This window comes from Microvirga sp. Mcv34 (assembly GCF_024519725.1).
Classification (GTDB): Bacteria; Pseudomonadota; Alphaproteobacteria; order Rhizobiales; family Beijerinckiaceae; genus Microvirga.
Genome location: NZ_JALJRK010000190.1, coordinates 1 through 3,038 on the forward strand (window position 1 = coordinate 1; position 3,038 = coordinate 3,038).

At 61.2% G+C, this 3,038-nt stretch carries 4 protein-coding genes and 1 pseudogene; 3 read left to right on the forward strand and 2 right to left on the reverse strand.

What is annotated here, in order from left to right; genetic code table 11:
* A partial coding sequence (locus tag OC446_RS29855) for an efflux RND transporter permease subunit (protein ID WP_262032513.1) occupies positions 1-331 on the reverse strand: 331 nt, incomplete at its 3' end.
* 23 nt (positions 332-354) lie between these two features.
* A complete protein-coding gene (locus OC446_RS29860; protein ID WP_262032514.1) occupies positions 355-1,488 on the reverse strand; it encodes an efflux RND transporter periplasmic adaptor subunit in 1,134 nt (377 codons plus the stop codon).
* Positions 1,489-1,764: 276 nt separating this feature from the next.
* Here OC446_RS29860 and OC446_RS29865 point away from each other — a divergent pair, with 276 nt between their 5' ends.
* From OC446_RS29865 to OC446_RS29875, 3 genes and pseudogenes are all read left to right on the forward strand, one after another.
* Positions 1,765-2,331: a TetR/AcrR family transcriptional regulator gene (locus OC446_RS29865; RefSeq protein ID WP_262032515.1), complete on the forward strand. Its 567-nt coding sequence runs from the start codon at positions 1,765-1,767 to the stop codon at positions 2,329-2,331.
* Positions 2,332-2,387: 56 nt separating this feature from the next.
* Positions 2,388-2,687: a helix-turn-helix domain-containing protein gene (locus OC446_RS29870; RefSeq protein ID WP_262032516.1), complete on the forward strand. Its 300-nt coding sequence runs from the start codon at positions 2,388-2,390 to the stop codon at positions 2,685-2,687.
* Positions 2,688-2,746: 59 nt separating this feature from the next.
* A pseudogene (locus tag OC446_RS29875) lies at positions 2,747-3,038 on the forward strand (IS481 family transposase); the annotation flags it as partial.

Sequence of the window (3,038 nt, forward strand, 5' to 3'; positions counted from 1 at the left end):
TCGCGGTGACTTCGGTGAGAGCCGCGTTCGGATCCGTGTTCAGGCGCATGCGCACGGAGACCGTGCTGATGCCCAGGCGGCTCTGCGTCGTCACGTAGTCCACGCCTTCCGCGCTCGACACGGACTTGGCGATGGGCGTGCTGATGAAGCCCTGGATCAGGTCGGCGCTGGCGCCCGTATAGGTCGTTGTCACCGTGATGGTGGTTTCCTCGACTTCAGGGTACTGGCGCACCTGAAGGTTCATCAGACCCTGCGCACCGAGCAGCAGGATCAGGAGGCTCACCACCATCGACAGGACGGGGCGGCGAATGAAAAGTTCTGTGAAACTCATGGCTGGTGCCTACTGGCTGATGCCTATTGCCCGCTCGCGAACTTCGTCGCGTCGAACTTGGTCACGTCGATGGTGTTGTCGATCTTGACGGTGGCGCCAGCCTGCAGCTTGTTCTGCCCCGAGGCGACCACCTGCTGACCGGGATTGATGCCGGAGACGACTTCGAGAGCCCCACCGCGACGACGGCCCGTCTTCACGAAGACCTGCTTGACCACCTGGACCTGCTGGCCCGCGCGCTCTTCCTGGTCGATCGTGTAGACGTAATCTCCGTAGAGGCTGGCGATCACCGCCGTCTGGGGCACGGTCATGACATTGGGCTGCTCCGGCAGGATCACCTCCACGTGGAGGAACTGGCCCGGAAGAATGGCCCCGTCTTTGTTGTCTTCCACAAGCGCCTGCACGGATACGAGCCGGGTTTTGGGATCGACCCGGGGATCCTTGCCGATCACACGGCCCTTGAAGGGTAGATTGCCCTCGGTCGTGCCGACGTGGACCTCCTGCCCGAGCGAGACCTCGGCAGCCCTCTGCTCCGGAACCGTGAAATCGACCTTCATCGAGGACAGATCCTGGAAGCTCGCGATGACGGTTCCCGGCTGCAGGTACTGTCCGACATCGATCCGCGGAATGCCGATCACGCCCGAGAAAGGCGCCTTCAGGGCCTTCTGCTCGATGGTCGCCTGCAACCGTGCCAGGCGGGAGCGTGCGGCCGCGAGCAGGGCGCTGGCCTGATCCAGATTGGCCTCCGTTCCGTAACCGCGGGCCGACAGGGTCTTGGCGCGCTCGAAGGAAGCCTCACCGAGCTTCACGGCGGCATGGAGATCCTCAAGATCTGCGCGCTGGACTGCATCGTCGAGCTGAACGAGGATGTTCCCCTGCTTGACCTGCTGGTTAGGCTTGAAGTTAATGTGCTTGACAAGACCGGCGGTCTCGACCGCAAGCTCGACACCATTGACGGCACGGGCCGTCCCAATCGCGCTAATGCTCGGCGTCCAGGTCTTCGCCTCGACCTTGGCAGCCGAAACCATCTGCGGTGGCTGCTGCATATTGGCGAAAAACCGGGTGATCATTTTGTCGCGGAAAAAGTTGAACCAGATCAGGCCACCGCACAGTCCGACCGCAAGAATGAAAATAAAAGAAACGACAATTCGCTGCTTCATGAGTTTGTTCCGCAATGCTTCAGGTCCGGTGTGGCCGAGCCCGATGTATTACTGAGACGGCTTGGGTGCAGTTGAAAGATCGGAGATCATAGATGGGGTTGGATAGCCAGCCAATGCCGTCGCAGAGTTCAAGATCACCCAAGCCGTCTCAATAATTGAAACCTTTGAGCGGCGATTGAGTGCAGCATCCCTTGACGCTCTCGCCAAGAAGGTCTTTTATAGACCGGCTGGACGGTTAAGCGCAAGTACAACAATTCTTAATGCAGTTTAAAGAACATGTTGGAATGCAGGAGAGGCCGCAGGAGGTCTCGAGACAAGATCCTTGATGCGGCGGCAGAATTGATTCGGGAGATCGGCTCAGGACGCTTAACCCTCGATGGGGTCGCTGAGCGTGCGGGCCTGAGCAAGGGCGGGCTGCTCTACAATTTCCCGACCAAGGAAGCGCTGCTTCAGGCCATGATCCAGCGCCTGATCGACGAGGTTCAGACGGAGAAAGAACTTCTCCGCGAGACTGAACCGGCCGGTCCCAATCTGGAGGCGCGCCTCCAGATTGGGACTTGTCTCAAGATGCGCAAGGGCAAGATGCGAGAGATCGCAACCGGAATGCTGGCAGCCTCGTCCGAGAACCCAAGCCTGTTGGATCCTGTCCGCAAGGTTCTTAGAAGTGTGCGCCAGGACTTGAAGCGCGAATCGGACGACCCAGAAGCTGCTCTTCTGGCATGGCTCGCAGTCGAGGGGCTCAACAGCATGACCATGCACAACATCAGCCCATTCTCGGAAGACGATTGCGAGATGATCGGTAAGGCGGCGCAACGGCTCCTCGACAAGGGCATCGCCCGCTAGTGTTGTGTCACTGACGGGTGATTCCGAAATCTGGTCTGACGCGCGATGCTGCCCGGATGGGCAAGATCGAACGCATTGAGGATCCCGCCGCTGATCGGGAGCGCCTGGAGACCCTGGTCCGCCACCGCAACACGCCCCAGAAGGTTGTCTGGCGGGCTCGGATTGTTCTGCTGACGGGTGAAGGCCTGCGCGCCACCGAGGTGGCGGCTCGCGTTGGCACGAGCACTCTGACGGTGCGGCGCTGGCGCCGCCGCTATGCGCTGGCGGGCGTGGAGGGGCTTCTCAAGGACGCCTCCCACCCGCCAGGGTGTTTGATAGCGGAACGTTGTTGGGATCAGGTGAGTTGGGCGATTTAGAACTATACTTGGCGCTTCGATGGCTCGCGGCGCCCGCCGCGGGTCTGGTGGAGGATCTGATGCACTCCCTTCATCCCCAAGCCCGCACCACTCCAGCCGTTCGCCAGGAGATCGCCCGCTCGACCGAGTCCACCGGTGTGCTGGCCCGGCGCTTCAGCGTCACCGAGACCATCCGCAAATGGCGCAAGCGCGGGGCGCAGGACTGCCAGGATCATTCCAGCCGGCCGCACAAGCTGCCCTGGAAAGCCACCGAGGAGGAGCGGGCGATCGTCGTGCTCTGCGCCAGGCCACCGGCTTTCCGCTCGATGACCTCACCTTCATCGTCACGCACTTCCTGCCGCATCTCAACCG